General features: G+C 43.7%; 31 protein-coding genes. 7 read left to right on the forward strand and 24 right to left on the reverse strand.

Annotated features, from left to right (window positions below; genetic code table 11):
- Positions 1–128: 128 nt before the first annotated feature.
- Positions 129–608 carry an N-acetyltransferase gene (locus tag RKD52_RS13005; protein ID WP_369732965.1) on the forward strand — a complete coding sequence of 160 codons (480 nt, stop codon included), beginning with the start codon at positions 129–131 and terminating at the stop codon, positions 606–608.
- Between the two features lie 35 nt (positions 609–643).
- Here RKD52_RS13005 and RKD52_RS13010 read toward each other — a convergent pair whose 3' ends face one another.
- From RKD52_RS13010 to RKD52_RS13025, 4 genes are all read right to left on the reverse strand, one after another.
- Positions 644–1,252: an RsfA family transcriptional regulator gene (locus tag RKD52_RS13010; protein WP_454100030.1), complete on the reverse strand. Its 609-nt coding sequence runs from the start codon at positions 1,250–1,252 to the stop codon at positions 644–646.
- Between the two features lie 87 nt (positions 1,253–1,339).
- On the reverse strand, positions 1,340–2,122 hold the full coding sequence (locus RKD52_RS13015; protein WP_454100031.1) for an enoyl-CoA hydratase/isomerase family protein: 783 nt from the start codon (positions 2,120–2,122) through the stop codon (positions 1,340–1,342).
- A 122-nt stretch (positions 2,123–2,244) separates the two neighbouring features.
- Positions 2,245–2,418, reverse strand: coding sequence for a 50S ribosomal protein L32 (rpmF, locus tag RKD52_RS13020; RefSeq protein ID WP_029285043.1), 174 nt, complete (start codon positions 2,416–2,418; stop codon positions 2,245–2,247).
- Between the two features lie 72 nt (positions 2,419–2,490).
- Positions 2,491–3,012 (reverse strand): YceD family protein, encoded by a 522-nt coding sequence (locus RKD52_RS13025; protein ID WP_454100032.1) that lies wholly within the window; start codon positions 3,010–3,012, stop codon positions 2,491–2,493.
- A gap of 843 nt (positions 3,013–3,855) precedes the next feature.
- Here RKD52_RS13025 and RKD52_RS13030 point away from each other — a divergent pair.
- A complete protein-coding gene (locus tag RKD52_RS13030; RefSeq protein ID WP_454100033.1) occupies positions 3,856–5,085 on the forward strand; it encodes a nucleotidyltransferase in 1,230 nt (409 codons plus the stop codon).
- An 81-nt stretch (positions 5,086–5,166) separates the two neighbouring features.
- Here RKD52_RS13030 and RKD52_RS13035 read toward each other — a convergent pair whose 3' ends face one another.
- Positions 5,167–6,189 (reverse strand): SepM family pheromone-processing serine protease, encoded by a 1,023-nt coding sequence (locus tag RKD52_RS13035; protein ID WP_454100034.1) that lies wholly within the window; start codon positions 6,187–6,189, stop codon positions 5,167–5,169.
- Entirely contained in the window at positions 6,173–7,012 is an 840-nt protein-coding gene (locus RKD52_RS13040; protein WP_454100035.1) for a patatin-like phospholipase family protein, read from the reverse strand. The genes RKD52_RS13035 and RKD52_RS13040 overlap by 17 nt, the downstream gene beginning before the upstream one ends.
- A 141-nt stretch (positions 7,013–7,153) precedes the next feature.
- Between RKD52_RS13040 and ylbJ the strand changes: the two genes are divergently transcribed.
- Entirely contained in the window at positions 7,154–8,368 is a 1,215-nt protein-coding gene (ylbJ, locus tag RKD52_RS13045; RefSeq protein ID WP_454101214.1) for a sporulation integral membrane protein YlbJ, read from the forward strand.
- Between the two features lie 225 nt (positions 8,369–8,593).
- Here ylbJ and coaD read toward each other — a convergent pair whose 3' ends face one another.
- Entirely contained in the window at positions 8,594–9,076 is a 483-nt protein-coding gene (coaD, locus tag RKD52_RS13050) for a pantetheine-phosphate adenylyltransferase (protein ID WP_454100036.1), read from the reverse strand.
- Position 9,077: 1 nt separating this feature from the next.
- Positions 9,078–9,647: a 16S rRNA (guanine(966)-N(2))-methyltransferase RsmD gene (gene rsmD / locus RKD52_RS13055; protein WP_454100037.1), complete on the reverse strand. Its 570-nt coding sequence runs from the start codon at positions 9,645–9,647 to the stop codon at positions 9,078–9,080.
- A 380-nt stretch (positions 9,648–10,027) separates the two neighbouring features.
- Between rsmD and RKD52_RS13060 the strand changes: the two genes are divergently transcribed.
- Entirely contained in the window at positions 10,028–10,408 is a 381-nt protein-coding gene (locus tag RKD52_RS13060; protein ID WP_454100038.1) for a DUF7147 family protein, read from the forward strand.
- Between the two features lie 58 nt (positions 10,409–10,466).
- Here the strand turns inward: RKD52_RS13060 and RKD52_RS13065 are convergent, their stop codons facing one another.
- Positions 10,467–10,739 carry a YlbG family protein gene (locus RKD52_RS13065; protein ID WP_029285061.1) on the reverse strand — a complete coding sequence of 91 codons (273 nt, stop codon included), beginning with the start codon at positions 10,737–10,739 and terminating at the stop codon, positions 10,467–10,469.
- Positions 10,740–10,834: 95 nt separating this feature from the next.
- On the opposite strand from RKD52_RS13065, the gene RKD52_RS13070 reads away from it, so the two are divergent.
- The gene (locus RKD52_RS13070) at positions 10,835–11,170 is read left to right on the forward strand and encodes a hypothetical protein (protein ID WP_454100039.1); all 336 of its coding nucleotides are present in this window, start codon (positions 10,835–10,837) and stop codon (positions 11,168–11,170) included.
- A 9-nt stretch (positions 11,171–11,179) separates the two neighbouring features.
- Here RKD52_RS13070 and RKD52_RS13075 read toward each other — a convergent pair whose 3' ends face one another.
- The 4 genes from RKD52_RS13075 to ylbD form a co-directional block, all read right to left on the reverse strand.
- Entirely contained in the window at positions 11,180–11,629 is a 450-nt protein-coding gene (locus RKD52_RS13075; protein WP_454100040.1) for a YlbF family regulator, read from the reverse strand.
- Positions 11,630–11,699: 70 nt separating this feature from the next.
- On the reverse strand, positions 11,700–12,116 hold the full coding sequence (locus tag RKD52_RS13080) for a hypothetical protein (protein ID WP_454100041.1): 417 nt from the start codon (positions 12,114–12,116) through the stop codon (positions 11,700–11,702).
- Between the two features lie 102 nt (positions 12,117–12,218).
- A complete protein-coding gene (locus RKD52_RS13085; protein ID WP_282033494.1) occupies positions 12,219–12,458 on the reverse strand; it encodes a YlbE-like family protein in 240 nt (79 codons plus the stop codon).
- A gap of 15 nt (positions 12,459–12,473) precedes the next feature.
- Positions 12,474–12,869: a spore coat protein YlbD gene (ylbD, locus tag RKD52_RS13090; RefSeq protein WP_454100042.1), complete on the reverse strand. Its 396-nt coding sequence runs from the start codon at positions 12,867–12,869 to the stop codon at positions 12,474–12,476.
- A gap of 171 nt (positions 12,870–13,040) precedes the next feature.
- Between ylbD and RKD52_RS13095 the strand changes: the two genes are divergently transcribed.
- Positions 13,041–13,523: a PaaI family thioesterase gene (locus tag RKD52_RS13095; RefSeq protein WP_454100043.1), complete on the forward strand. Its 483-nt coding sequence runs from the start codon at positions 13,041–13,043 to the stop codon at positions 13,521–13,523.
- A gap of 195 nt (positions 13,524–13,718) precedes the next feature.
- Here the strand turns inward: RKD52_RS13095 and RKD52_RS13100 are convergent, their stop codons facing one another.
- On the reverse strand, positions 13,719–14,756 hold the full coding sequence (locus RKD52_RS13100; protein ID WP_454101215.1) for a CAP domain-containing protein: 1,038 nt from the start codon (positions 14,754–14,756) through the stop codon (positions 13,719–13,721).
- Positions 14,757–14,959: 203 nt separating this feature from the next.
- Positions 14,960–15,388, reverse strand: coding sequence for a CBS domain-containing protein (locus RKD52_RS13105; RefSeq protein WP_454100044.1), 429 nt, complete (start codon positions 15,386–15,388; stop codon positions 14,960–14,962).
- 195 nt (positions 15,389–15,583) lie between these two features.
- Here RKD52_RS13105 and RKD52_RS13110 point away from each other — a divergent pair, with 195 nt between their 5' ends.
- Positions 15,584–15,940, forward strand: coding sequence for a YugN family protein (locus RKD52_RS13110; RefSeq protein WP_454100045.1), 357 nt, complete (start codon positions 15,584–15,586; stop codon positions 15,938–15,940).
- A 132-nt stretch (positions 15,941–16,072) separates the two neighbouring features.
- Here the strand turns inward: RKD52_RS13110 and RKD52_RS13115 are convergent, their stop codons facing one another.
- From RKD52_RS13115 to cyoE, 9 genes are all read right to left on the reverse strand, one after another.
- The gene (locus RKD52_RS13115; protein ID WP_454100046.1) at positions 16,073–17,089 is read right to left on the reverse strand and encodes a sterol carrier protein domain-containing protein; all 1,017 of its coding nucleotides are present in this window, start codon (positions 17,087–17,089) and stop codon (positions 16,073–16,075) included.
- Between the two features lie 37 nt (positions 17,090–17,126).
- Positions 17,127–17,636 (reverse strand): GNAT family N-acetyltransferase, encoded by a 510-nt coding sequence (locus RKD52_RS13120; protein ID WP_454100047.1) that lies wholly within the window; start codon positions 17,634–17,636, stop codon positions 17,127–17,129.
- A gap of 144 nt (positions 17,637–17,780) precedes the next feature.
- Positions 17,781–18,242 (reverse strand): DUF420 domain-containing protein, encoded by a 462-nt coding sequence (locus tag RKD52_RS13125; protein WP_454100048.1) that lies wholly within the window; start codon positions 18,240–18,242, stop codon positions 17,781–17,783.
- A 58-nt stretch (positions 18,243–18,300) separates the two neighbouring features.
- On the reverse strand, positions 18,301–19,206 hold the full coding sequence (gene ctaG / locus RKD52_RS13130) for a cytochrome c oxidase assembly factor CtaG (protein ID WP_454100049.1): 906 nt from the start codon (positions 19,204–19,206) through the stop codon (positions 18,301–18,303).
- Between the two features lie 159 nt (positions 19,207–19,365).
- A complete protein-coding gene (gene ctaF / locus RKD52_RS13135; RefSeq protein WP_369732944.1) occupies positions 19,366–19,695 on the reverse strand; it encodes a cytochrome c oxidase subunit IVB in 330 nt (109 codons plus the stop codon).
- 4 nt (positions 19,696–19,699) lie between these two features.
- On the reverse strand, positions 19,700–20,323 hold the full coding sequence (ctaE, locus tag RKD52_RS13140) for a cytochrome c oxidase subunit III (protein WP_454100050.1): 624 nt from the start codon (positions 20,321–20,323) through the stop codon (positions 19,700–19,702).
- Entirely contained in the window at positions 20,323–22,194 is a 1,872-nt protein-coding gene (gene ctaD, locus RKD52_RS13145) for a cytochrome c oxidase subunit I (RefSeq protein ID WP_454100051.1), read from the reverse strand. The genes ctaE and ctaD overlap by 1 nt, the downstream gene beginning before the upstream one ends.
- A gap of 34 nt (positions 22,195–22,228) precedes the next feature.
- Positions 22,229–23,308 (reverse strand): cytochrome c oxidase subunit II, encoded by a 1,080-nt coding sequence (gene coxB / locus RKD52_RS13150; RefSeq protein ID WP_203290105.1) that lies wholly within the window; start codon positions 23,306–23,308, stop codon positions 22,229–22,231.
- 98 nt (positions 23,309–23,406) lie between these two features.
- Positions 23,407–24,324 carry a heme o synthase gene (gene cyoE / locus RKD52_RS13155; RefSeq protein ID WP_454100052.1) on the reverse strand — a complete coding sequence of 306 codons (918 nt, stop codon included), beginning with the start codon at positions 24,322–24,324 and terminating at the stop codon, positions 23,407–23,409.
- Between the last annotated feature and the right edge of the window lie 143 nt (positions 24,325–24,467).

Genomic DNA, 24,467 nt, shown 5'->3' on the forward strand with positions numbered 1-24,467 from the left:
TTCCCGAAAAATGAAAACGCATACGAAAACCTTTCTTAATTTTCTGAGCATGGTATAATAAACGCAAAGCTTTATCTTTTTTAATGATCTTAAACGCAAGATTCATAGGCTGCAAGGGGGCATAAACCATGTTTAAGGTAGAAAAATTATTAATAAATTTTAAAACGCTGGAAGAATTTAAGAAGTTCAAAGAGTACGGGCTTCAGGAGCTCTCAATGCTTGACGATCTTCAGGACAATATCATTGAAAATGACAGCAATTCACCATTTTACGGGATTTACTTCGGGGATAAGCTTGTTGCCCGCATGAGTCTCTACCGTGTTGATAAAAGGTTTGATGTTTACTTTGAACCTAAACAGGATTATCTGGAGCTTTGGAAGCTTGAAGTTCTGCCTGATTACAAGCGAAAGGGATGCGGCACGGCGCTTGTTGAATATGCAAAATCCTATGGTGTGCCGATTAAAACAAATCCGCGCGTGAAATCAGGGGAGTTCTGGTCAAGGATGGGATTTGAGCCAGTTACGTATGATATGGAGCGGGATAAGGGAGAAAATCCTCTCGTTTGGTATCCTGAAGGGGTGTCAGAGCAGAAAGGCGAACCTGCTTAATAAATAAGAAATGACCGCTTGTCAGCGGTCATTTCTTATTTTTCTGTCCGTTCTATTTTTCCGTTTCGGTCCAATTGAAAATTCACCTTTCTGCTTCGTTCATCATCTCTCATAACAGCTATGTTTCTCGCTTTTTCCATCATTTCAATCAGCATAATATAATCCTCTTCCACCATTTTAAGATTATTATGAATGGTTTCTTTTTCTGACTTTGCCTGCTCAAGATCAAGTTCAAGCTGCTTTATGCGCTGAGCCAGTTTTTCATTTTCACTCTTGAGCTCTGCTGCATTCTCTGAGTTCTCATAGTTTTGCAGAAAGGAGATGACATCCTGGAACGTCAATGCGCCCGCTTCAGCATGCTCATGATCACCTGTGTTTGCAGCCTGTTTTTGAGGCTGGCTGTTTGATTCCTGGCTGCGCAGCTGTTTACGCTGCGTCTTGGCAATCTCAATTGCAGATTTATATTGCTTTCTGACATACGAATTCCAGCGGAAGCCGCATGCAGCTGCCGTTCTGGACAATTTTCTGCCGACATCTTCGAATGCAGCAAGCTGCGTGCCGCCTTCCCTGATCTGTCTGAGTACAATCTCTGCAAGCATTAAATCCTCATCCTGTGTCCAGGCATCCTGCCGTGTAGTCGTCATTGTCTGTTCCCCCTCAATGCGCATTTTTTACATACTTATGCGCCTGCTAGAGTAGATAGACTAATTGACAATGTTTTAATCGATGACTTACAAGCTCTTTTTTGCCGTCTCACTTTTGGCGAGGAACTTCTGCACCAGGCGCATATGTTCTTCACCTGTCCAAAGCTTCGCACACTGGCGGATTTCTTTGTTCATACGGTCCCTGAGCCCTGTTGCCATCCACTTTTCAACCTGCATTTGCTTATAAGCTTTCAGCACAGGCGGAAAAGATACAAGCGACTCTTTTACATAGTGCAGCGCTGTGGATTCAAAATCGGAAGCTTCAAGAACTTCTGAAGCAAATCCCAGTTCTTTTGCCTTTACTGCCCCTATTTTTCCTCCGCTCATCAGCAGCGTCATGGCAGCATCATGCTGCATTTTTTCAAACAGCAGCGTACCGCCTCCCCAGCCGGTCGTGATTGCCTGCCTGCCCTGAATAAAGCCCAGTTCGGCACTTTCACTGACCAGCCTGAAATCAGCAGCCGCAGCAATCTCCATTCCGCCCCCGACAGCTGTGCCGTTAATAAGGGCAAAGACCGGCAGAGGAAAAGCAGCGATCCGGTAAAGGATATCACCCATTCGTGACAGCATTTCAAATGCTTCCCCCTCCGACTCAAGCGCATGAAAAACGGAAAGGTCTCCGCCTGAGCAAAAAGCCTTTGTCCCGCTGCCGGTTATCGTCAGAGCAAGAATTCTTTCATTATGCAGTGCGCCGGTAAGAATCTGGCTAAGTTCATTCATGACATCAAAATCTATGGCATTTCTCCGTTCAGGCCTGTTTATCGTAACCTGAAGGATGCCCCCGCTTTCGACTGCTGTTACTTTCCCCATATGCATCCCCTTCTTGCCGTTTTTATCTCCACTCTTATTTTATAGGAGGGCGGGGACTCAAACCAGCAAAAACACAAAAAACGCAAGAATCCATTAGGATCCTTGCGTTTTTAATGAAGCTGTTATTTGCTTACAACTTCTTTTCCTTTGTATGTTCCACATTCTTTACATACGCGGTGAGCTAATTTCACTTCACCACAGTTTGGGCATGCTACCATACCAGGCACTTGCAATTTGAAGTGTGTACGACGCAGTCTCTTTCTTGTTTTAGAAGTTCTTCTAAAAGGTACAGCCATTATTCCCACCTCCTTACAGAGTTTCGTTAAAACAGTGTGTAACAGCCTATATATAAGTGCTAAACAATAGCATCAGCTGTCTTGATCATCGAAAAATTTCGATAACCCGGCAAGTCTTGGGTCAATCTTGTTTTTGTTCTCTTCTTCAGAGATCACTTTCCAATCTTTTCCCTCTTGCGGGGCAGCCTGATCGTTTTCTTCAACAGAATCGCTAAAAACCTGCATCGGCACTTCCAAAAGAATGTTTTCTTTAATAACAGGTATTAAGTCAACGATATCTTCCTGAACGTGATGGACATCTTCTTCCATCTCGAAGTCTGCATTCGGTTTTAATAAAAACGTTTCAGTTGTATGAATTTCGAACGGAAATGGAACATCCACCAGCGTTCTTGCACAAGGGAGAATCAGCGTGCCGGTAAGCGTCAGATGAAAGACAGCTTTTGAAGAGCCAAGATCGGCTCTGCCTGTTACTGAGACCGGAGAAATATCGCGGACCTCAGAAAGAGCGCCTTTCATATCGGTTAACTGGATCGTTTCATCAATCTGCAGTCCCTTGTTTTGCAGTTTGTTCAATTCATTAATAGACCATTTCATATGGTATCACCTCAAGGCAACAAAGGTAATTATAGCTTTCGCAATAATATTTGTCAATATTTTTTCTTTACAGTGTTTAGTATACATGAATAAGCATTTAAAGCAAAATATTCAGGGCAAAAAACATATTTTTTTATGTCAGCCGTCTGAAGAAATTTTATCACGCAGTTTTCATTGCATGGTCAAACACAATCTTGTTTTGACCGTTCAGCTCTGAGGTCTCTATCTGAAGGGGCAATTGAGGCTTTGTTTTGAACTTTCAGCTCTGATGCTTTCCTCTAAAGGGTCATAAACCACCTTGTTTTAACCCTTCAGCTCTGTTGCTTCTCTCTGAAGGGTCATATGCGGCTCTATTTTGACCCTTCAGCTCTGTTGCTTTCCTCTGAAGGGTCATAAGCGACTTTGTTTTAACCCTTCAGCTCTGTTGCTTCTCTCTGAAGGGTCATAAGCGACTTTGTTTTGAACTTTCAGCTCTGATGCTTTCCTCTAAAGGGTCATAAACCACCTTGTTTTAACCTTTCAGCTCTGTTGCTTCTCTCTGAAGGGTCATATGCGGCTCTATTTTGACCCTTCAGCTCTGTTGCTTTCCTCTGAAGGGTCATAAGCGACTTTGTTTTGAACTTTCAGCTCTGTTGCTTACCTCTAATGGTCATAAATCACCTTGTTTAACCCTTCAGCTCCAGTACTTTTCACTAAACGGTCATAAACAATCATGTTTGCTAAAATAAGCTTCAAACCCATCTCTACGAAGCACCAAAACAGCTTTTCCAAGAACAGAACTTGACTTCCTCCGCTTCAGGCGACATGATTTATGTAAAACATTTGGTTTGGAGGCATGCCCACTTGAAAACGGTTGGATTGGTTGTGGAGTATAATCCGTTTCATAACGGACACCTTTATCATCTTGAGGCTTCGAAAACGGCTTCTGAGGCAGATGCAGTGATTGCCGTGATGAGCGGCAATTTTCTTCAGCGCGGCGAGCCTGCGCTTGTCTCAAAATGGGCGCGTACAAAAATGGCATTAAAGCAGGGTGCAGATCTTGTGATTGAACTCCCTTATGCCTACGCAACTCAAAAAGCTGAAACCTTTGCTGATGGGGCCATTTCCATTCTTGAAGCGCTCGGATGCAGCAGTGTATGCTTCGGCAGTGAAAACGGGGAGATCTCTCCTTTTCTTGAAACAGCCGAGCTGCTGAACAGCCATCATGCAGAGTATCAGCAGCTGGTTAAACAGTTTATGAAAGAGGGCATGAGCTATCCCAGTGCCCAGACCTCAGCATTTCTTGCCCTTGAAACGGATTCACGCCCGCTTGATCTGTCTCTTCCGAATAATATTCTGGGGTTTCAGTATGTCCGTGCGATTCAAAAGCAGAAAGCATCCATACGTCCTCTTACGATTAAACGGACCGCCGCAGGCTATCATGATGAAGATTTTAACTCTTCTCCGATCGCAAGTGCTACAAGTATAAGAAAAGCGCTTTTTTCAGATGAACAGAAGGATATCAGCCGGTTTGTTCCATCGTCTACAAACGAGCTTCTGCGCGAGTATGAATCAGAGCACGGGGTTTTTCATCACTGGGAAGACTATTTTGACCTGCTGAAGTATACGGTCTGCACGATGAGCATGGAAGAAATGAGACAAATCTATGAAGTTGAGGAAGGCCTTGAAAACAGGGTCAAATCTGTGATGACGCAGGCGGAATCTTTTAAAGATTTTATGGAACAGCTTAAAACGAAACGATATACGTGGACAAGACTTCAGCGGATGTGCCTTCATCTTTTAACACGGACAACGAAAGATCAAATGCAGCAGGCAGGCGGACGCGCCCCCTATTTAAGACTGCTCGGAATGTCGGACGCAGGCAGGTCCTATTTGAACAGTGTGAAAAAAAACCTGGAGACACCGCTTGTTTCTGTTCTCTCATCATTCAGCCACCCGCTGCTTGATCTTGACATCAAAGCTTCTGCCGTTCATGCGATGATCCTGCCTGAACCGCTGAGGTCCCAGTGTATAAAACGGGAATATTCCAATAGACCGATTCAGTATGACAGGGAGAAAGGCTGTTTTTTGTAGAACTTAGTTCAGTTGAGGCTTATCTACATAAAAACCACGCAGAAATGCTGCGTGGTTTTTTTTCACGTGCTGACACCCGTTTTATTTCTCGTCCAGCTTTTCCAGATAAGCGATTGCGTCGTTAAAGGTGTCTATAGGAACGATTTTCATTTCCGTGCCTATTTCTTTTGCCGTCTTGACCGCTTCCCTGTAATTTGATGTTTCAATGCCCTCTTGATTTGGTGCCAGGAAGATATCTGCACCCGATTTATCAGCAGCAACAATTTTTTGCGAGATTCCTCCGATTGGCCCCACCGTTCCTTTATCGTCAATCGTTCCGGTTCCTGCAATTTGATAGCCTTTTGTAAAATCCTCTTTTGTCAGCTGATTATAAATTTCAAGCGACATCATCAGTCCTGCCGAAGGCCCGCCAATATTGCTTGTATCAAGCGTAATGTCCGGATCCGTTTCAATTTCCCTGTCTGTTACAAGAGATATGCCTATTCCCACTTTTTTCGGATCGTTCGGGAAGGTATCGGCTACAATCTCTGTTTTTCCTTTTTTCCCATTGCGTTCGTATGTAATTGCGATTGTATCGCCCTTTTTCTTTTTGCCGACATATGCAATAAATTCTTCAGCTGTTTTAAATTCGCTGCCGTCAACTTCAAAAATTCTGTCGCCGTTTTTCAGCTTGCCTTCAGAAGGCATGTCTTTTACCACCTGCATGACGTAAATTCCCCTGAACAGATAATCTACTTTTTTGCCGGCTTTTTCATAAGCCAGAGCAACTGCTGATTCCTGTGATGATTCCATCATATGAAGCTGCCGGTTCAGATACTCATCATCTGATTCACCTTCCTGGACAACGTCCTCAAGAGGAAGGATTTCGTGATACGGGAACACAGAAGCTATGGCATAAGAGAAGATGTTGGCTCTCCCAAAACCTACGGTTGTAAGGGAAAAGCTGCCTTCCTCCTCATAGCCGCCCTCCACTTCAATAATCGGCTCAAGCTCCGTAGCCATTCCGGGCTTCGTTATATAAAAAGGAAGCTTTATAAAATTCAGCACCGCTGCCAGAATGATCCCTATAAGGATCGCTCTTACCAGTTTAGTATTTTTCTTCATCCTGCTGAGACCCCTTCCAGCTCTCTATAAGCAATTTTATTTCCTCTACATGCTTTTTTGCTTCGTTTTCACCAATTTCAATGATTTCTTTAATGTTTTTAAATGCTTTGGAACTGTACTGCTCGACATGCGGACGAATCATAATGTCAGAAGCAATTTTCCGGTGATGAACAAGTTCATCCTGCATAATATCAAGGCTTTGCAGAATAACATCAAAGATGGATGTAATTTCTTCTGTCTTTTTCACGCGGGAAACGTCCACAGCAATGACGAGATCAGCCCCCATTTCCTTGACAACCGATACAGGAATGCGATCAATCACTCCGCCGTCGATGAGCAGTTTGCCGTCAATTTTTTCAGGAACAAATATGCCTGGAATCGCAATGCTTGCCCTCACTGCATCTGCCACAGGCCCTTTGGTAAAAATGACTTTTTTTCCTTCGTACAAATCCGTTGCCACGATAGACAGCGGTATTTCGAGATCTTCGATATTCATCCCTCTTGTAAAAACGCGGATAAATTCCTTGACGCGGTTTCCGGCAATGAACCCCATTTTCGGCACAGTAAAGTCAAGATAGTATTTCCGTTTGAACATCACTGCAAGTTTATATAAATGCTCAAATCCGAGCCCCGTTGCATAAAAACTGCCGACAAGCGCGCCCATGCTGCTTCCGGCAATCATATTGACAGGTATTCCTTCATCGTTTAATACTTTCAGTACTCCGAGATGTGCAAACCCCCGCGCTCCCCCGGATCCGAGTGCAAGACCAATTTTAGGTTCTCTTTTCAAAGAGATACCCTCCTCTGATGTCAATTCGTTCATTAGTCAATTCTATGGTCTAAAACGGTCCCCTATTCTCGTATATTGAAGTATCAAAGAGTGTACAACCCTGCAGGTAGTCTGATTTTATTTTATCACTTCCTGCTTTCAAAAGTATAGAAAGAAGCAAGAGGGGGACGCATGTTGAATTCATCTAAAATGAAGACACTCGTGCTTGGATGCTCGCTTTTCATCCTTGCATTTGCCATGATCATAAGCCCAAAGGTTTCCTTTACTGCTTCTAAAACAGGGCTAGAATTATGGTGGGGAGTTGTTTTTCCGTCTCTTCTTCCCTTTTTCATTCTCTCCCAGCTATTGACCGGCTTCGGGGTTGTCGCCTTTATCGGCGTACTTCTTGAACCAGTTATGCGGCCGCTGTTCAGAGTGCCCGGCATTGGCGGGTTTGTCTGGGCGATGGGTTGGGCTTCAGGGTCTCCCGCAGGCGCTAAACTGACTGCAGAGATGAGGAAAAAACAGCAGCTTACTGCAGGAGAAGCCGAGCGGCTCGTTTCCTTTACAAACTCATCAAATCCCCTGTTCATATTCGGTGCTGTAGCGATCGGTTTTTTCAACAATCAGGCACTTGGTCTCCTGCTTGCAGCTGCCCACTACTCCGGAAATCTTGCAGTAGGTCTTACGATGAGGTTTCACGGCAGGGACAGCGAATCTGAAAATCAGGACAAATCAAGAAAGATACCGTCCATTAAAGAAGCTTTTGAAGAAATGCACAGAACTCGGATGGAAGATCAGCGCCCGATCGGCAAAATGCTTGGCGACGCGGTTCTTTCATCCATCCAGACGCTTTTAATGGTAGGCGGCTTTATTATTTTATTTTCCGTCATAAACAAACTATTATCCCTTTTATCTCTGACAGATGCAGCTGCTGCAGGATTCAGCCTTATTCTCGCTTCAGTTCATTTATCGGCTTCTCTTGGTCTTCCCCTCGTATCAGGTTTATTTGAGATGACTCTTGGCAGTCAGCTTGTGAGCACGGTTGACACAGACTTGCTTCAAAAGGCAATTGCCGTCAGCTTTATGCTTGGCTTCAGCGGATTATCCATCCAGGCACAGGTGGCAAGTATCCTTGCTGATACGGATATCCGTTTTCAGCCGTTTTTTGCTGCAAGGATCCTGCAGGGCGTTTATGCGGCATTTTTTGCATGGCTCTTCTGGAAACCGCTGTATTTGGGAGTTTCAGGTTCAGAGGTGTCCGTCATCCCGGTATTTTTAAGAGAAGATGCGCCGGTTGTGCTTGGTTCCGTCTGGTCCGTGCTTATGGAAACAGGTCCGGTCATTACGCTTTTCTCTCTATCTGTCTATATCATCATCTACGCTAAAAGAATGCTTCAGAGAAATTGAAGGATCTGCAGAACAAAAGCGCAAGCGCCAAGGCCCGCTCCGATAGGCAGATAAGAATCCGGCGGAAAAGTCCGGTTCCCGCCTTTTTTGACGGATTTGTTCTGACAGAGGATTTAGGCGCTTCCGCTTGCCGATGATAACTTTGTTATGTTTTCCACAACCTTTACACTTTCTAATTTCCTTTACAACAAAAAAAGAGGCCTCAATTCATGAGACCTCTTGATTTTATTTCTTGAATTTTTGTTTAAGGGCGCGTTCAACCGCTTTTGGAACAAGCTCTGAAATATCTCCCCTGTACTTGGCCACTTCTTTTACAATGCTTGAGCTCAGGAACGAATACTGATTGTTCGTCATCATGAAAAGGGTCTCAACATTCTCATCAAGCACCCTGTTCATGGATGTGATCTGCATCTCATATTCAAAATCCGATACTGCACGGAGCCCTCTTAAGATCGTGCTTGCTTTTTTGCTGTTGGCATATTCAATCAGAAGGCCTTTGAACGACTCCACCGTGACATTCGGCATATCCTTTGTCACTTCCTGCAAAAGCTCGATGCGCTCATCCACATTAAAGAGCGGATTTTTAGAAGAATTATTCAGGACGCACACATAAACATGATCAAAAACTTTTGCTCCCCGTTTAATAATATCCAAGTGTCCGTATGTCACAGGATCAAAGCTTCCCGGACAAACTGCAATGCTCGCCATCTTACTCCCCCGTCCCTTTTTCTGTGTGTGCAAAGATGGATACCCCGCTGATGCCGTATGTTTCTTTCCTCGTCATCACAAAGGATCCGATTGTTTCCGGCAATTCAACATCATGATCATGCTCAGCCACAATGATGCCGCCTGTCTTCACAAGATTAAGCTCGTCTATCAATTCGATAAGCGCTTTCAATTTTTGTTTCTTATACGGCGGATCCAAAAACATGAGCTCACATGACAGCTCTCTTTTCGCCATCGCTTTCAGTGCTCTCTCTGCATCATTCCGGTAAACCTCAGCCTGACTTTGAAAGCGGCAGGCTTCTAAATTTTTATGTATAGTTGCGACTGCTTTTGCTTCTCTGTCTACAAATATGCACGTATCCATTCCCCTGCTCAGCGCCTCGATCCCAAGACCTCCGCTTCCTCCAAACAGGTCAACAGCAAGACCTCCGTCAAAATAAGGCCCGATGATATTAAAAATGGATTCTTTCACTTTATCTGTTGTCGGGCGCGTTGACGTACCCGGTACAGCCTTAAGCGGGCGGCCCTTACAGCTCCCAGAAACTACTCTCATCTTTTTCACCACTGTCATTTTATGTCTTTACTGCATGAAAACAGCCTGTTTTATCGTACCATAGAGAATGGGCAAATGCATTAAAAAAACCCCGCAGGCATCCTGCGGGGTCCTTCTGAACCAAAAAAAGCACGCTTTTTTTGGGCAGAAGGCAAAGGGAGAGGAGAAACCGGAGGAAGAACTTATGGGGAAACGTAAGTCTTCTCCGCGGTTGGCAACAACATCTCGATCGATGTTGTTACTACCATTATCCACCAATCGTCCGCGCACTATACATCTCATCTGCGTTTTTTCTTCAGAAAATAAAAGCTTGACCTACCAGGCACCTCAAAAAAGTGATACATTATGGGAAGAAAGCACGAACAGGAGGAAAAACACACATGATTCAGCGCTTTATTGAACTGGGAGCAGGATTTTCCGATCTTTATGAACTGATTGAAACAACTAAAGCAAATGCGCACCGCGTTTCAAGATTCTTACTATTGGAGACAACCATTGACGGACGGAGCATGTCTTCCTTTGCCGTTGTTATGGAACCAACTGATCCGGGCCAATTTCAGGCCATTTATTTATGCCTTGAAGGGATTCCTGCGGGAGAAACAAAACGCCGCCAATTATTTCAGGAACTCTCCGAATCTCTCTCAAAACCGATGATTGAACTTAATGTGAAATCTTCTGGTGAGTTTGCTGAAAAAGATTTATATTATCAGTATCTGACAGGCATTCTCAGAATGAACAGATACCTTCCTGCCTGGCAATAAACGCAGGACTTATCCCGTAAGATAAAAAAAAGCGCAGCCGTCAGGACTGCGCTTTCTCTTACAAGCCAAGTTTATAGTCATATTCTTTTGCTTTATCAATCTTCGATTCAAACTCCAGTTTAAGAAAGGGCTTATATGACGGTTCAGCATGCTTGACGAATGAAAAGGAAGAAACCTTTTCGATTGTATGTTCAACTTGCTCCATGTCACAATATAAGACGACATACTTTAATTTTTTTGAAACGTAGTGGATGTTGCCGAATTTGCGGAGCATTTTAATCTGCTTTAACGAATGCATCCATATAATTATGCCTTGACGCTTATCAAACATCGTTCATATTCTCCCTTTTTATATTCTCCACTTGAAGTGTAACAATTTTCTAATTTTTTTACAATACGCAGCTTTCCCGAAAGGAGCTGGCCAATTTGGATCTTGAGCAGACGTTTCAGCTGTTCCTGCAGCTTATGAATGAGGACAAACGCCTTGCGTGCTCGGTTAAAAAAACAGCAGGCATCCCGTTTCTTTATATTGCGTGCAAAGGGAATGCATCAGCAGATGAGCTTGCCTTACTGATTGAGAAGTCGGCACGGACTGCCATGCGCGGCAAAAGGCTGACGGCTGAACCCGTTTTTGTCAGAGAGGATAAAAATCTTTATGTATTCCGCCACCGTTTTTATGTGCCCCAGGAAAAGATGTTTTGCTGCGGTAATTTATGCGATGACTGCATCCGTTTAAAAAACAGACATAAAAAACGAGGCTGAGCCTCGCTTTTATGATGCTTTGCAGCCGCACGACCCGCCGGAGCCACATCCGCCCCCGCAGCTTGAACCGGAATCAAAGAAAGGATTACCGGTCGGCACTTTAATATTCTGTGACACGGCTGTGCCAAGTTCAACGCTGATCTCATCGAGAAGATTCTGCAGTTCTTTCTCCGCTTTTTTGAAAGCAGCCACTGCATCATGGAGATCGAGCTCCCGTTTAGCATCTCTCATCGCTTTTGTTATTTCTTTATATTGGGGATGGTATTTTCCAAAACGCTGAACATCCTCATATAAATTCTTTATCTCAACAAAACGCGCAATCACTTTCTGTGCTGATTTGTCTTTTCTTAATGTATCTAAAGTGCGGCGGTAATCTTCCGCAATTTCTGATTGTACAACTAATGCACCAAGAAGCTCAGCTTCATCGAGCAATTGAACGCTTTCCATTGTAGCTAGCATAGAAACATCACCTCAATCTACATTCTACCATGTTTGCGCCTCAATGGTAAATGGAGCGGCTCGTCCTGCATCAGATTGTGACGTTCCACGTCTTTTTCAGATGATAACGGGAAGAATCGTTGTGGAGCACTTCTATATAAATCGTATGGGTTCCTTTGTCCAGTCCTTTAATGATAAAAGCAGCTGTATGAATTTCATCTGTTTTTTTTCCGTCTATATACAAATTTAGATAGCCTTCTCCGTTAACCTTTTCCCCGCGCTTATCCGAAAAGGAAAAATTAGGGATGTAGCATTCTATGTATACATTGCTTCCCTTTACATGATGAGTGACATTCAGCTGCCTCGGCTGAACGGCTGTTTCAACCGCTTCATCGCCAAGCATGCTGACTTCCATAGGGATCGTTTCCTCCCCCTCAGGCCGGGGCTTTTCATTAGAACATGCAGATAGAGCCGCAGCCAATATCAACAGCCAAATAAAATGTTTCACAATAACAACGCCTCCTTCTCACGGTAGTTTCACCAGAAAGAAGCCAAATATGTCCGGGTAAAAGAAAATAGAAGAGAAAGTCTTTACCTGACCTCTCTTCTATTAATCCTGCTGCCTCATGGACTGAAGCATGCCGAGCATCATGGAAGCCATGTTGACGGAGTTAGAAAATTGGGCTACTTTGTGCGGGATGGTTTTTTGATAATAATTCATCATCGCAAGCTTCATCGATTCGGTGTCGCCCGGGTTTCTCGACAGCTTTCTGTACCACTGCGGCTGCTCGCGCAGGAACTTTTTTAATTCATTATCTGCTGCAATCATGTCCTGAATTTCTTTTCTCATTTCACCCGCTCCTGCTTAATCTTTTCTGAACGAAAAAGGATTGTTTTGCGTTTTTGACTGGCCGGATGAAGCACCTTTTGTCAGCCCGAATGTTGAAAACAGATTTTGAATGGAAGAGATTGTGCTGTTCATGTTGTACAGATGCTGATTCATCTGATTTGCGTCCATGTTTTTAACAGCTGTCATCATTCGGGACATAAAATCGGATTTTTTATCCTCTGCACTTTCAGACTCAGCCGCGTCCTCGCTGTATTTTTGCCAGGAAGCATCATTTTCTCCGAGCAGATACCAGTCTTCAAATAATTCCTGCCATTTTTTATCGCCTTTTCTGACTTCTGAAATCAATTTTGGATGTTTTTTTACAAATTCTTTAAATTGTGCAATAGATGGATGTTCTTTTTTCTCAGTCATTATGATCACCTCTGCTTACATTCGCCTGCTTTATTTTATTTTTAAACGGTCAATCGGTTCGCCCAATTTTATAAAAGCAGTGTATTTTCCATCCTTCACTGGAAAATCCTGATTGCGCTCAGTTTGCAGCAGCTGATAAGATAAAAGCAGAACAGAAAGGATGAGTGAGACATGGAAAAGGCAGAAATTGCGAAGCTTTTGGCCGAGATTAAGGAGGAGGATCTTCCAGCAGCCGAGCTGTTTCTTTTGGGACTGCAAAAGAAAGCGCAAAAAGAAAACGGTACATACATAGGAGCATTCCTTGCGCCAAGCGGGGAATACCGGGAAAATGAATTTATTTTAAAAATACCGAATACCCCTTTAATTCAAAATTCACTGGAGATTGTGCACGGAGGCATCACCGCTACTCTGCTTGACTCTGCCATGGGTTCTCTTGTCCATCACGTCCTGCCGGGTCATCTTGCAGCCGTAACGTCTGAAATGAAGATTAACTATGTGGCTCCGGGCATCGGCTCAGAGCTCACGTGCACCGCAACTCTTATCCACAGGGGCAGCAAAACGCTTGTGACAGAAGGCAGAGTTGTCCGCGATGACGGAAAATTAATGGCCCATTGTACAGCAAGCTTTTTTATCATCGACAGACCAACTCCATAATAGGCGGGGATCCAATGTTTCCATTTTTTAAAAAGACCTGTTATTTCTGTAAAAAGAAAGTGAAGAATTCAGAGGTTTATCTTGGGGAAAAACAGAAGAAAATCCATGTGTGCAGGCTGTGTAAAGCCTATGCCGAACGAAGAGCATACCGCAAAGCATAAGAAAAGACATCCCTCCCGGATGTCTTTTCTATCCTTATTCAAAAGGCCTGATAAAGTTTTGTGTATAGTAAAGCTCGTTGACACCTACACCAAGCTTCGTAAATTCAGGGTTCAGCAGGGCTTCTCTGTGGCCTTTGCTGTTAAGCCAGCCTTCAACCGCAGCAATGCCGTCAATGTACTGGGCAGCAATATTTTCACCCGCAAGCTGATAAGTGACTCCCCCTTCTTTCAGTCTGTCGCCAAGACTCCCTTCAGTCGGTGATTCATGAGAGAAGTAATTGTTGACGAGCATATCATTGCTGTGACCGAAAGCAACCTCTGAAGTCATTTGATCCCATTCTACAGGCGGTACGCCGTGCCTGTCGCGGATCACGTTTGTCAGATCCAGAATCTGTTTTTCTGCGCCTTCTTCGACCGCCTTCCACTGTTCATCTGTCAGTTCTGCGGGTTCAAGAAGTTCACCTCTGTAAACCACTTCGTACGGCCTCTGCTTGATGAGGGTCTCTTTATCCAGAGCCCGGATGCTTGACAGTTCTCCATCAAATTTATCCAGATAAAGCTGAACAAAAATATCACCAATCTGCACAACAGGCCTCGTGTTCATATCTTCCTCCGACATTTCAAACCGGTAGGAGCTGCCATTCAGATCAATGGAAATGCTTGAAGATATGGAGTTTGTTTTAAAAACATCCCCGGCAGGCTGTCCGAGCTTATAAGGATTCACGTTGACATCAGGTCCAATTGCATAAACGGTTACAACCTTATTTTCCTTTACTCCAACCTGCAGATATTGCCTGTCATTCTGATTATAAATCCACCATTCATAATCGTAGGAAGACGGATCAATTCTGACTGGTTCCCCGAGTGTATTCACGATTTCATCTGATGATTTTCCAATGAAGGATAATACCCCTTCTTCCGGCACGTTCAGCTGCTCTTCAGACTGCCCGGCGAGCTGTTCGCTCTCATCCTGCTGTCTGATCGGCTGCTCATGAGTTCCATACTGAATATATAAAAAATAAGAACCTGCAATAATCAGCAAAAGAAAAAACGTCTTAAATATACCGCCCAGCTTTCATCCCTCCAGGTCTTTCGTTTCTGCCATTATATGAAACAGCAAAATCTATATACTAGTAAACAGTATTTCACAAGATTGGCAGATAGTATATCCTTTTATACGTCATTTAATCAAAAAACAGGTTTTTTTTCAAATTGTAAGGTTCAGAAGTGCTTTATATTTAAAAAGGAGCATGCAGCTGCATGCTCCTTTCATCTTCAGTGGAAATGGCTTCCATGTTCAGAAATGTCTGAGAGCGCCGTTCCTGCTCTTTGATCTGTCAGATGATTAAGTGACAGGTCTCCCAGTGAAACCATCCCCAGCATACGGCCATTTTCCACTACAGGAAGCCGTCTGATCTGATGCTCGGCCATGAGCCTTGCAGCTTCTTCCGCTGTTGCATCCGGGCCGATTGTACAGAGGTGATCACTCATCACGTTTGTCACCTTGTTGGACCCCGGATGTTTTTCAGCTATTCCCCGAATAACCAAATCACGGTCTGTAATCATTCCAATCAGCTTATCCCCTTCGACTACGGGAATCGAACCTACATCCCAGTCCCTCATCTTAACAGCAGCCTCATAAACATTATCAAGCGGTGTGCATACCTGAATATCTTCAGACATAATATCTTTCACTTTTTGCATCTTTTATCCTCCTGACAAACGATATGTGAACGGAACCGTTCCAATACACCCAGTTTGTCCAAAAACAAGATAAAGATGTAAAATAAAAGGTAAAGATTGAAAGTTCGATGCATTCGTACTATGATTGAAGGGGAGTTCATTAAAGCGCTTTACTAATGAAAATGCCGCGACAAGGTTTTTAGGAGGGAATACATAATGAAAATGGAAAACACGGGACTTGACGGGCTTACAATTGAACTGAACAGACTGGATGAAATCATGGATGATCTTGGAATTGTCCGTGCAGGCCAATGGGATTATGAGCGCGTTACATATGACCGCAAGTTTGAAAACAAAGGGGAAACGTTCTACCTGCGCATTCCGGGCTATGCCGCTGAAGGTGATATCGGATCAAGACATGCAGTAATTAAACTCATGACTCCTCTTCTTGGAAAGCACTATTATCCTCATGGTGTTGAATACGGAGAAGGCGAGGATTTTCCAAACGCTGTTTTAAACACAAGCAAAAATCTTCTGAAACAGCTGAAAGAAGAAATCGGCCGCATCGTTTAAACTGTCTCTGGCAAGTGCAGAAGCAGATGGCAGAAAAGCAAAAGCTCTTGCAGCTTTTGTTTTTTTGAAGCAATCGTCACAATTGAAAAAGATCTGATAGAAAAGCCGGACATTTTTGTCCGGCTTTTCCATTTATACATAACAATGGGGCTTTTGACGCGGCAAAATCTTCTCCAGCAGGCTCATATCATTTTTAGAACCCTTTATATATCCTGCTTCAAAAAGCACCCTTGGATTAAGACTTTTAAACAATGCCGCAGCGAGAATACCGCTGTCCATATACAGCCCCATTTTACTGGCGTCAGAACGTACAGCTCTTCCCGCGCCTCCTTCAATGCAGTATGTGCCGCTGTTTGCAGGCATGGATGAATCCGTAACGTGTAAATACAGCGGACTTCCTTCGTTTTCAAAAGGAAACATAGCTAAAAAATCAGGCAGATTCGTAATTTTCCCAATAATAGCTGGAATATGGCGGCTTGATAAAAACCGATTTTTCAACTGATATGGAAATGAATCACTCTCTTGTGCAGTCAAAACTATTTCATTTACTTGTAGCGTCCTGATTTTGTTCCAAAGGGCCGGTTTAGCCTTCGGGCTGATTGCAGCCCATTCTTTTATATGAAGCTTTTGATCAGCCAGGAAACATTTCATATAGCCAATGGCTTCACCTTTGTCGTTAACCGCTGCAAAAAGCGAGTATTGTCCTACACTCTTATGATCAGTGAGGCTGTCGGAAGAAGAAATTAGACAGGTGTGATGCCCGGATAATTTCTTCACAATCTGTTTTGACAAGTATTCACCGCTGATTCCATCAGCTTCAAATACTTCACAGGTACTGTTAAATGACCGTAAATAAAGGCATTCCGCAGCCATTCTCCATTCCCTTGCACCTATTAAAGTTTCAATGCCATACTTCCTTATGAAGGAGAGAGGCACGTCATCAAAAAATACCATGTGACATCCCTGATTTCTCCAGTCTTCAAAAAAACCCTTCATTTGCCTGTCCAACTTGCGGGACCTCCAATTAATGAAAGGGGATGCGCTTACTTGAACGGCTTTAAGCTTATGACCCGAATAAGTTAACTCTCTAATGCGGACAATTAAATCTTCCCCGGGTGCACCTTGAAAAAACGGCAGATCTGCTTCCATTCTTTTTTCGGCTCTTCCTATGCTTGACACCTCTCTTCTATGCTTTCTTTTTCAGCTCCCAGGATAAAAAAACATCTTCTTTTTTCGTGCAGATCATACCGAGCTTTTCAAACAGTTTAATGGATTTGCTGTTCTCATCCAGACACTCCATCTGAATGCTGGCTACTTTTCGTTCACTTGTCAGCCATTCCATGACAGCATCAATCGCTTCATAGGTCAGACTTTCTTCATCAGCAGCTTCATGAATGTTGTAGCACAGCTCAACTGTCCCGCTGTCATCAGGCATTCCCTGAAAAAACAAATCGCCGATAATTCTTTTTTCATTGTATAAAATGATCAGCCAAAGGCCCCATCCGTACTCCTGATCGTTTTCCTCGAGTTTTTCAATATACAGCGGGAGCATCCCTCTTACAGCAGAAGAAGGCCAGGCACAGGGTATTCCAATCGGGGACCGGGTTTCCAGTTCCTTTCTGTGGAAAATCAGCGATTTTGCAATATCCAATGAACAAGGAATAATTAAAAGCCGGTCTGTTATAATTTCAATCATCTTCCCGACACTCCCTTTCAAGAACTCCCTCATACTTTCATTTTATGGCCATAATGAGCGTCCTATACTTCCTGCAGTCCGTTTTTTCATGTTCAGAGCATAAAAAAGAAGCAATAGAAATCTTTCATTCTACTGCTTCCTCATTTAAAATCCAAATATCGCTTTAAACACAGATGTCGTTTCTCCGCCTTTATATTGAATATAAAGGAGAAAATAAACAGCAACTCCTGTGATTGCAGTAAAAAACCAGATGACGCTTGTTCCGGGTCCAAGCTTTCTGTGCCTTGCGAGCCTGTTTTTAAAACCTGAGACCAGCATGATGATTCCAAGCACTGCCCCTACAGTTGCAAGAGTGATATGGAAAATCAAAAATACTGTATAGTAGATTTTAATAGAATCAGGTCCGCCGAAAGCAGTGTTCCCGACAAAGATTGTCCGTGATGCATAGACAATAAAAAAGATTATCGCAAAAACAGCGGCCGTCATCATCGCCTTCTGATGCGCCTCTATTCTCCGCTGTTTGATAAGATACCATCCAACAGCAACGGCTGCAGCGCTGAGAACGATAAAGGCTGTACTGATAGTAGGTAAAAGAGGTACGTTCATATTGGCAGCTCCTAATATAGTAATCATAGATTGATAAGCAGAAAAACCGGAGCGTATCTTATTTTACCGGCTGAGGAGCAAGACGGCTGCGTTCTTCAAGTTCGTCTCTCTCTCTTTCTTTTCGGGCCCATTTAAAGAAAATAATCCCGAGCAGTCCCCCATAGACAAATTCCTGAATAATCTTCATCATGATGCCGCCAAGCTGCTGGTCTTCCACTAAAGGAAGGGTATTAAACATTTCCGGGCCGGTCAGATCAAGTCCTGCCAGCATGCTTGCAGGAACGCACAGTTCAAGAGCACTCGCCCAGGCAGCTGGATTCGTGTAGGTGGAATACAAAGATATATCTGCGAAGATAATCAGCGCACATGCCGGTGTAAGCAGCATTCCATTTGCAAATATGTAGCCGATCTTCTTAATTCCGCCAAGCTCTCTCCATTCAGGAAGCTCATTTAACAGAGGCCACCACATAAGCATTGCGGCAATAAAAATAAAGATGGTAACAGCCGCATGAAGGATATGGTCTGTTTTCACAGCATCAAAAACAAGAGGAATATGATAGAGCGAAAAAACGCCATTAAATACAAAAAGGGCAATCAGCGGACGGGACAGGAAGGAAACTGTCTGTTTAATAACCGGTCTGTAAATGATGGCTCTCCACATCCATACGGGCACACCATAGATCATAAGCGGCGGAACGAGCAAATATAAGAGGGCCATTTGTGTCATATGTGCACTGAACATTAAATGCCCCATTAAATCCAGAGGACTGCCTTTTACCGCATAAAGAAGAAGAATAGACGCCGTGAACAGGGATTTCTGTTTGAACGTGACAGGTTCACTGTCTTTAAAACGGCTTCTAAGCGGCCCTGCTGCAAGGAAATAGACCACTAGAATACTTGCTGTAAACAGAAAAAAGTACGGGCTCCACATTGCTCTAAAGCCAAACATTTCTAAATTTAACAATGAGTTCAACTCCTATTTCTGCTAGTACTCCCTGTCCTATTATACACCTTAGATGAAGCGCTATCAATGAACGTTCTATGACAAAGACACAGGACTTCCAGGATTGCCTGAAAGAAAAACATAAAAATAATCCGGCTGAAAAATCAGCCGGATCAGAACTTACCACCAAATGATTGTGACAAAAGCAAGGACTGTTAAAAACGCAACGCCGATTCCTGAATAAAGGAAAAGCGCAGGCACCTCATGTCCTTTATGGCTCATGTGCATGAAGTAGTAAAGCTGGAAAATAACCTGTACGACAGCAAGAAGAAGGATAAATGGAATCTTAAACCATTCTGCAATGCCGTCATATCCGATCGCAACAAAAGCAATGACAGTCAGGAAGATCATCAGTGCAAAGGTTACGACCTGATATTTCATATCTTCTTTGTTTTTCTTGCGGCGATATGCAAGATCTACTTTTGGGTTTCCTGAGTTTTGATTTGCCATCAGTTTATCCCACCATTCCCATTAAGTATACAACTGTGAAGATGAATACCCATACAACGTCAATGAAATGCCAGTAAAGACTTGCAACGTAGTATTTAGGTGCGTTGTATAAGTTCAGTCCTCTTTTTGCATTGCGGACCATCAATGTTGTAATCCAAAGGAGACCGAATGCCACGTGGGCACCATGTGTTCCGACAAGCGTGTAAAAGGCAGAGCCAAGTGCACTGCTTGTCATAGTGAATTTGAATTCATGAATATAATGATTGAATTCATAAATCTCAAGTGCAAGGAAGGCAGCTCCTAAAAGAACCGTGATTCCCATCCATAGCTGCATTTTTTTAAATTGAAAGTTCTTCATGTGATACATTGCATATACACTCGTCAGAGAACTTGTCAAAAGAAGCATTGTTGCACCAAATACGAGCGGAAGCTCAAACATCTCCTGGGTTGTTGCCCCTCCGTTGTCAGAATCCCTGAGTGCCAGGAACGTGGCAAATAAAGAAGCGAACAGAACTGTCTCTCCGCCCAGGAACAGCCAGAAACCCAAAAACTTATTTTTGCCTTCAAGGGTTGCCTTTTCAGGTGAGGCAGGGAACGTTTCAGCTGTCAATTTTTCCTCAACATGCATTATGCCTTTACCCCCTTATCGTTATCATCATTCATCAAATCTTCTTTGTGGATGTGATAACCGTGATCATCAATGATAGAACGCAGGAACATACAGCCAAGAGTAATGGCAAATCCGATGATAATAACCGGAATGCCCCATGCGTGTTCTGAATGATAAAGCAGTCCGAATGCAGCAACGAACAATCCAAAAGACATGATCAAAGGAAGAATCGATCCGTTAGGCATATGAATATCGCCAAGCGGCTCGGCTGGAGTCATTCCTTTATTGCCTTCCATTCTTTCTACCCACAGTGCATCAAGCCCGCGTACAAGCGGAGTTTGTTTGAAGTTGTATTCAGGTGCAGGCGATGAAACGGCCCACTCAAGGTTGCGCCCGTCTCCCCATGCATCTCCTGCAGCTTTTTCACCTTTAATCGATGAAATAATGATGTTCCAGAGCAATACGATTGTTCCGGCTGCCATCAGGAATGCACCGACTGTACTGATAAAATTACCCATTTCAAGTCCCTGGCCAGGCAGGAATGTGAATATACGGCGCGGCATCCCCATCAGTCCAAGGAAATGCTGAATAAAGAAAGTTAAATGGAATCCTGTAAAGAACAGGACAAATGTAACGACGCCAAGCTTTTCTCCGAGCATTTTTCCAAACATTTTCGGCCACCAGTAGTGAAGGCCTGCAAATAATCCCATGACAACTCCGCCTACAATAACGTAGTGGAAATGGGCTACAACGAAATACGTGTCATGATACTGATAATCTGTAGGAGCAGCAGCAAGCATGATTCCTGTTACTCCGCCCATTACAAACGTCGGGATGAATGCTACAGACCAGATCATCGGAACGGTAAACCGGATGCTTCCGCCCCACATTGTAAACATCCAGTTGAAGATCTTAATGCCTGTAGGAACAGCAATTGCCATTGTGGCAACCGCAAAAATTGCATTTGCAATCGGTCCAAGACCGGTTGTAAACATGTGATGCGCCCATACCATGAATCCTAAAAAGCCGATAAGTACAGTTGCGAATACCATGGAAGAGTATCCGAAAAGACGCTTTTTGGAAAAATGAGGAAGGACATCAGAGAAAATTCCGAATGCAGGAAGAATCAGGATGTAAACCTCAGGATGTCCGAAGATCCAGAATAAATGCTCCCAGATGATTGTATTTCCGCCTAGTTCAGGAACGAAGAACCCTGTTCCGAAAATGCGGTCAAACATCATAATAGCAAGGCCGACTGTAAGCGGCGGGAAAGCGAACAAGATAAGTGCAGATGCTACAAACGTTGTCCATGTAAACAGCGGCATGCGCATGTAAGTCATTCCTGGTGCGCGCATATTGATGATGGTTGCAAGGAAGTTAATCCCGGCAATCAGTGTTCCAAATCCTGATATCTGGAGACCTAATAGATAAAAATCGATTCCGTGTCCAGGTGAATTAAGAGCAAGCGACGCATAGTTCGTCCAGCCTGCATCAGGAGCTCCTCCTAAAAACCATCCCATGTTCAGGAACAATCCTCCAAAGAAGAAAAGCCAGAAGCCAAGAGAGTTTAAAAAAGGAAATGCAACATCGCGGGCTCCGATTTGAATAGGAACCACCGCATTCATAAATGCAAAAATCAGCGGCATGGCTGCCAGGAAAATCATGGTTGTTCCATGCATGGTTAAAACTTCATTATATAGTCCGGCTGAGATGAAATCATTATCCGGTACAGCGAGCTGAATACGGATCAGCATCGCTTCCAGACCTCCCACGAGGAAGAAGAAGCCGCCGGAAACCAGGTAAAGGATGGCGATTTTCTTATGGTCTACCGTTGTCAGGTAGTCCCAGAGAACTGCGCCGAACCCTTTTTTCTGAGTTAACGTACTCACAGTGTTACCTCCCTTTTATTCTGCTAAGACAATCTTATTTGGCTTCTACCTTCAAGCCGCTTAAGTATTCTGTAAGAGCATCAAGTTCCTGATCATTCAGTTCCGGGTATGTTTTTGTCATTTTATTGCCCGGTTTGTACTGTTCAGGATCTTTCAGCCAGTTTCTGATGTTCTCTTCATTATGAGGAAGAATTCCTGCAACTCGTGAACGCTCGCCGAAGCTTGCAAGGTTGGGAGCAGTTCTTGCCTGTTCAGGACGCTCATCCACCGGAGTGACAGCGTGACAGCCGATACAGCTTTTTTCCTGGAACAGCTTCTCTCCTTCTTTAGCAAGGTCAGAAGATGCAACAGCTTTGGCATTCTTCATTTCTTCAGCCCACTGAACAAACTCTTCCTTGGATTTTGTTTCAACTTTAAAATCCATCAAAGCGTGTGAAGGTCCGCAAAGCTCAGCACATTTTCCGTAGAAGTATTCTCCGGCCTGCTCAGCGCGGTCACCGTCAAAATTAAGCCAGAATTTATTCACATTCTCCGTGTTTGTATCCATTTTTCCGCCTGCAGAAGGCACCCAGAATGAATGTTTAACATCAGAAGCAATCAGGTTAAAGTAAACCCTTTCATCTGTCGGCACAACTAAATCCTGGCTCGTGATGATCCCGTAGTCAGGATACTCAAATTCCCACCAGTAAAGGTTTGCTCTTACGTTTACAACGACTGCATCTTCAGGCTTGCGGTCTTTTTTATCCATTGCCTTGACGTCTGCAAGCTCAAATGTTGCAGATACTACAGGAACCGCCAGCACAAGCAGTAAAAGAATAGGAATAACAGTCCAAATGATTTCCAGTTTATGACTTCCCTCTACTTGCTCGGGAATTTTATTTTCCTCACCTTTGCGCTGTCTGAACTTCACAACCACATAAATGAAGATCACAGTTACGACTGCGATTACAATGACCATGATGAGTGTACTCAAAATCATAAGCGAGTACTGCATATCCGCTACTTCACCAGCTGGTTGAAGAGCGGAAAGATATGGTTCACCACAGCCGGCTAGGACAAGTGTCAGCATTGCAAATACGGCAACGAGACGAAATTTTGTCAGCCTCTTTTCCATAGCTAAATCAAACCCCTCTTTCAGTAAATTAATCCCCGCATGCTCACAGGAATTGTCAATTCCTTCTATGTAAATTCCTAAAAGAAAGAATTTCTAACCTAGTTGATCGTGAAAAGTACCATCGCCACAAAAAGGATCGTTAAGTAGTTCAGCGAATAAATAAACATCCACTTTGCCCATTTCAGGTCATCCTTAGCCTTTATGCCGGACAGGGCAAGCACTAGCCAACCGAGGTTCAGGACAGTTGCCAGAATAATGAATGCTGCACCAAGCTGAAACAAGTAAAACGGCAAAGGCAATAGACAGATTACCCAGACCATCATTTGCCTTTTTGTAACAGCAAATCCGTGAATGACAGGCAGCATTGGTATCCCGGCTGCCCGGTATTCCTCAACCCGCTTCATTGCGAGAGCGAGAAAATGCGGCGGCTGCCAGATAAACATGATCATGAACAATACCCATGCCGTCACACTGAGGTCTGCATCAACAGCTGCCCATCCAATGAGAGGGGGAACGGCACCGGAGATGCTGCCGACAACTGTATTCAGCGTATAATGGCGTTTTGTCCACATTGTATATAAAAAGACGTATGTAATTACGCCGATCAACCCGATAAGCGTTGCTGCTGCCGTTGTCATGGAGAGCATGATAAATCCGAATGCAAGCAATAAAACACCAATCCACAGTGCCTGAACTGGATTCATTCTGCCTGTGACAGTCGGTCTCGTCTTTGTCCGCTCCATAATATGGTCTATGTCACGGTCATAAAAGTTGTTGATGGCACAAGATCCTGCAATCACAAGAGCGGATCCTGACAGCGCATACAGAACTGTGTCAATATTGCCGAGAAAACTTAGCCCGTTAAAATACAGCGCAAGCCAGATGCCAGTGAACGCGGTGATTAAATTGGAATTGACGATTCCCATTTTAATAAGGCTCAAAAAGTCTTTTAAGACGGTTGATTCATAAACTACTTCACCGAATCCTGTTTCTTTCGAGGTCCTTGAATCAGGCACGTATGACAGTCCCCCTTTTAACTCTGCTGCCGGCTGTGCAGCTTGCTATATCATACTAAATTAAGCAATATTTTCAAAATCGCTTCCTTCTTGATATTAAACCATAATCGGTTCTTGTTTTGTGAACAAAATATGAAGAAGTT

The organism is Metabacillus sp. SLBN-84 (assembly GCF_053629595.1).

Excerpts from the sequence above, each read along its gene's own strand:
- RKD52_RS13085 (WP_282033494.1), bottom strand. The coding sequence starts at position 12,458 with ATGAGAAAAGAAATTCAGGACATGATTGCAGCAGATAATGAATTAAAA.
- RKD52_RS13025 (WP_454100032.1), bottom strand. The coding sequence starts at position 3,012 with ATGAAATGGTCTATTAATGAATTGAACAAACTGCAAAACAAGGGACTG.
- RKD52_RS13015 (WP_454100031.1), bottom strand. The coding sequence starts at position 2,122 with ATGGGGAAAGTAACAGCAGTCGAAAGCGGGGGCATCCTTCAGGTTACG.
- RKD52_RS13110 (WP_454100045.1), top strand. The coding sequence starts at position 15,584 with ATGAAAATGGAAAACACGGGACTTGACGGGCTTACAATTGAACTGAAC.
- RKD52_RS13115 (WP_454100046.1), bottom strand. The coding sequence starts at position 17,089 with ATGGAAGCAGATCTGCCGTTTTTTCAAGGTGCACCCGGGGAAGATTTA.
- coaD (WP_454100036.1), bottom strand. The coding sequence starts at position 9,076 with ATGGCGAGCATTGCAGTTTGTCCGGGAAGCTTTGATCCTGTGACATAC.
- RKD52_RS13105 (WP_454100044.1), bottom strand. The coding sequence starts at position 15,388 with ATGCAAAAAGTGAAAGATATTATGTCTGAAGATATTCAGGTATGCACA.
- RKD52_RS13120 (WP_454100047.1), bottom strand. The coding sequence starts at position 17,636 with ATGATTGAAATTATAACAGACCGGCTTTTAATTATTCCTTGTTCATTG.
- ctaF (WP_369732944.1), bottom strand. The coding sequence starts at position 19,695 with ATGGCAAATCAAAACTCAGGAAACCCAAAAGTAGATCTTGCATATCGC.
- rsmD (WP_454100037.1), bottom strand. The coding sequence starts at position 9,647 with ATGAGAGTAGTTTCTGGGAGCTGTAAGGGCCGCCCGCTTAAGGCTGTA.
- RKD52_RS13125 (WP_454100048.1), bottom strand. The coding sequence starts at position 18,242 with ATGAACGTACCTCTTTTACCTACTATCAGTACAGCCTTTATCGTTCTC.
- RKD52_RS13095 (WP_454100043.1), top strand. The coding sequence starts at position 13,041 with ATGGAAAAGGCAGAAATTGCGAAGCTTTTGGCCGAGATTAAGGAGGAG.
- coxB (WP_203290105.1), bottom strand. The coding sequence starts at position 23,308 with ATGGAAAAGAGGCTGACAAAATTTCGTCTCGTTGCCGTATTTGCAATG.
- rpmF (WP_029285043.1), bottom strand. The coding sequence starts at position 2,418 with ATGGCTGTACCTTTTAGAAGAACTTCTAAAACAAGAAAGAGACTGCGT.
- ctaE (WP_454100050.1), bottom strand. The coding sequence starts at position 20,323 with ATGCATGTTGAGGAAAAATTGACAGCTGAAACGTTCCCTGCCTCACCT.
- RKD52_RS13065 (WP_029285061.1), bottom strand. The coding sequence starts at position 10,739 with ATGTTTGATAAGCGTCAAGGCATAATTATATGGATGCATTCGTTAAAG.
- RKD52_RS13040 (WP_454100035.1), bottom strand. The coding sequence starts at position 7,012 with ATGAACGAATTGACATCAGAGGAGGGTATCTCTTTGAAAAGAGAACCT.
- RKD52_RS13075 (WP_454100040.1), bottom strand. The coding sequence starts at position 11,629 with ATGCTAGCTACAATGGAAAGCGTTCAATTGCTCGATGAAGCTGAGCTT.
- RKD52_RS13005 (WP_369732965.1), top strand. The coding sequence starts at position 129 with ATGTTTAAGGTAGAAAAATTATTAATAAATTTTAAAACGCTGGAAGAA.
- RKD52_RS13010 (WP_454100030.1), bottom strand. The coding sequence starts at position 1,252 with ATGACGACTACACGGCAGGATGCCTGGACACAGGATGAGGATTTAATG.
- ylbD (WP_454100042.1), bottom strand. The coding sequence starts at position 12,869 with ATGACTGAGAAAAAAGAACATCCATCTATTGCACAATTTAAAGAATTT.
- RKD52_RS13060 (WP_454100038.1), top strand. The coding sequence starts at position 10,028 with ATGATTCAGCGCTTTATTGAACTGGGAGCAGGATTTTCCGATCTTTAT.
- RKD52_RS13035 (WP_454100034.1), bottom strand. The coding sequence starts at position 6,189 with ATGAAGAAAAATACTAAACTGGTAAGAGCGATCCTTATAGGGATCATT.